This is a genomic window from Pontibacter brevis, from assembly GCF_054779655.1.
Genome location: NZ_BAAGXV010000002.1, coordinates 17,501 through 20,571 on the forward strand (window position 1 = coordinate 17,501; position 3,071 = coordinate 20,571).

Annotated in this window: 1 rRNA gene; it reads left to right on the forward strand. The window is 55.6% G+C overall.

Annotation, left to right across the window (positions count from 1 at the left end):
- Window positions 1–172 precede the first annotated feature (172 nt).
- Window positions 173–3,069 (forward strand): 23S ribosomal RNA (locus ACYVB1_RS00485).
- The last annotated feature ends 2 nt before the right edge of the window (window positions 3,070–3,071 follow it).

Consider the following 3,071-nt stretch of genomic DNA (forward strand, 5'->3'; position numbering starts at 1 on the left):
AAGCAACGGCAAAAGCGCAGGTCTAACGTCCTGTGTCTTGTGTCTGACGTCTTGGAAAAAGTTCTTTGACATGATGGGAAAGAGAGAGAAACAAAAGTAAAGTTTAGGCTATCTGCAAAGATAGCCCATGCATACGAGAAAGAAGCGGACCGCCTGTAGCGATACAGCGGTCGAGAACGCAGAGAAGGGCGCATGGGGGATGCCTAGGCTCTCAGAGGCGATGAAGGACGCGACAAGCTGCGATAAGCTTCGGGGACCAGCACATATGGGTCGATCCGAAGATTTCCGAATGGGGCAACCCACTAGCATGAAGTGCTAGTACCCTACGGGGGGCAAACCCGGGGAACTGAAACATCTAAGTACCCGGAGGAAGAGAAAACAACAGTGATTGCGCAAGTAGTGGCGAGCGAACGCGCACTAGCCCAAACCGGTGCTGTTACGGCAGCGCCGGGGTTGTAGGACCACGCCGTGGGACCAAAGATTGAAGTGTAAGCACCTGGGAAGGTGCACCGGAGAGGGTGACAGGCCCGTGCACGTAAGCTCTTTGGCCCTAGTGGTATCCTGAGTAGGGCGGGACCGGAGAAATCCCGCCTGAATCCAGCGGCACCATCCGCTAAGGCTAAATACTCCTGAGAGACCGATAGTGAACCAGTACCGTGAGGGAAAGGTGAAAAGCACCCTGAATAAGGGGGTGAAATAGTTCCTGAAACCATGCGCCTACAAGCGGTCGGAGCCCATACGTTGGGTGACGGCGTGCCTTTTGCATAATGAGCCTACGAGTTGCTCCTCCCTGGCAAGGTTAAGTACTTCAAAGTACGGAGCCGCAGCGAAAGCGAGTCCGAACAGGGCGCAGAGTCAGGGGGGGCAGACGCGAAACTTTGTGATCTACCCATGGGCAGGATGAAGGTTGGGTAAAACCAACTGGAGGTCCGAACCAGTTTGCGTTGAAAAGCATTTGGATGACCTGTGGGTAGGGGTGAAAGGCCAATCAAACTGAGAAATAGCTCGTACTCCCCGAAATGCCTTTAGGGGCAGCGTCGCGGTTGAGTCATGTGGAGGTAGAGCTACCGATAGGACTAGGGGGAGTCACATCCTACCGAATCCTGACGAACTCCGAATGCCACTTGACATACGCGGCAGTGAGGCGCGGGGTGCTAAGGTCCCGCGCCGAGAGGGAAAGAACCCAGACCGTCAGCTAAGGTCCCCAAGTCCAGGCTAAGTTGAACAAAGGGGGTCCAGTTGCTTAGACAGCCAGGAGGTTGGCTTGGAAGCAGCCATTCCTTTAAAGAGTGCGTAACAGCTCACTGGTCGAGCGACAGGGCATCGATAATAATCGGGCATCAAGCATGGCACCGAAGCTACGGATTGTAATTTATTACACTGGTAGGGGAGCATTCCCTGCCGCAGCGAAGGCGCACCGGCGAGGTGCGCTGGAGCGCAGGGAAAAGCAAATGTAGGCATAAGTAACGATAATGCGGGCGAGAAACCCGCACACCGAAAGACCAAGGTTTCCTGATCAACGCTAATCGGATCAGGGTTAGTCGGGTCCTAAGGCCGAGGCGAAAGCGCAGGTCGATGGACAGCTGGTTAATATTCCAGCACCGGCTGCAGCAAGCGATGCGGTGACGGAGAAGTGAAAGGACCGCGCACTGACGGAATAGTGCGTTTAACACCGTAGGTATTGGCCTGGTAGTAAAGTACGCCAGGCTAGCTGAAAGTGGAAAGTACGCCGACCCTTCGGGGGAGGCGATAGTGTCCCTAATCAGGCTCCCGAGAAAACCCGCTAAGCGTTCTAACGCTGCAGCCGCCCGTACCGCAAACCGACACAGGTGGTCGAGGAGAGAATCCTAAGGTGCTCGAGTGAATCACGGCCAAGGAACTCGGCAAAATGGCCCTGTAACTTCGGGAGAAGGGGCGCTTCCTTGCAGCAATGCAAGAAGCCGCAGTGAAAAGGCCCAGGCGACTGTTTAACAAAAACACATGGCTTTGCGAAATCGAGAGATGAAGTATAAGGCCTGACACCTGCCCGGTGCCGGAAGGTTAAGAGGGGGGGTTAGCCGCAAGGCGAAGCTCTGAATCGAAGCCCCGGTAAACGGCGGCCGTAACTATAACGGTCCTAAGGTAGCGAAATTCCTTGTCGGGTAAGTTCCGACCTGCACGAATGGTGTAACGATCTGGGCGCTGTCTCAGCCGTGAGCTCGGTGAAATTGTAGTCTCGGTGAAGATGCCGAGTACCCGCAACGGGACGGAAAGACCCCGTGCACCTTTACTATAGCTTAGCATTGACGCTGGGTAACTCATGTGTAGGATAGGTGGGAGGCTGTGAAGCGGTGTCGCCAGGCATCGTGGAGCCGTCCTTGAAATACCACCCTTGAGTTGCTTGGCGCCTAACCTTCTGAAACAGGGGGACAGTGCTTGGTGGGTAGTTTGACTGGGGTGGTCGCCTCCAAAACAATAACGGAGGCTTTCAAAGGTGCCCTCAGCACGCTTGGTAACCGTGCGCAGAGTGCAATAGCATAAGGGCGCTTGACTGTGAGGCCCACAAGCCGAGCAGGGTCGAAAGACGGATATAGTGATCCGGTGGTTCCGCATGGAAGGGCCATCGCTCAAAGGATAAAAGGTACGCCGGGGATAACAGGCTGATCTCCCCCAAGAGCTCATATCGACGGGGAGGTTTGGCACCTCGATGTCGGCTCGTCACGTCCTGGGGCTGGAGAAGGTCCCAAGGGTTCGGCTGTTCGCCGATTAAAGTGGCACGCGAGCTGGGTTCAGAACGTCGTGAGACAGTTCGGTCCCTATCTGTTGTGGGCGTCGGAGATTTGAGGGGTCCTGACCTTAGTACGAGAGGACCGGGTTGGACGAGCCACTGGTGGACCTGTTGTGGCGCCAGCCGCAGCGCAGGGTAGCTACGCTCGGACGGGATAAGCGCTGAAAGCATCTAAGCGCGAAACCCGCCCCAAGATGAGATCTCCCTTAAGGGCCGTCAGAGACGATGACGTCGATAGGCCGCAGGTGTAAAGCTGGAAACAGCAAAGCCGAGCGGTACTAATTGCCCGAGCGCGTTCTCAAAG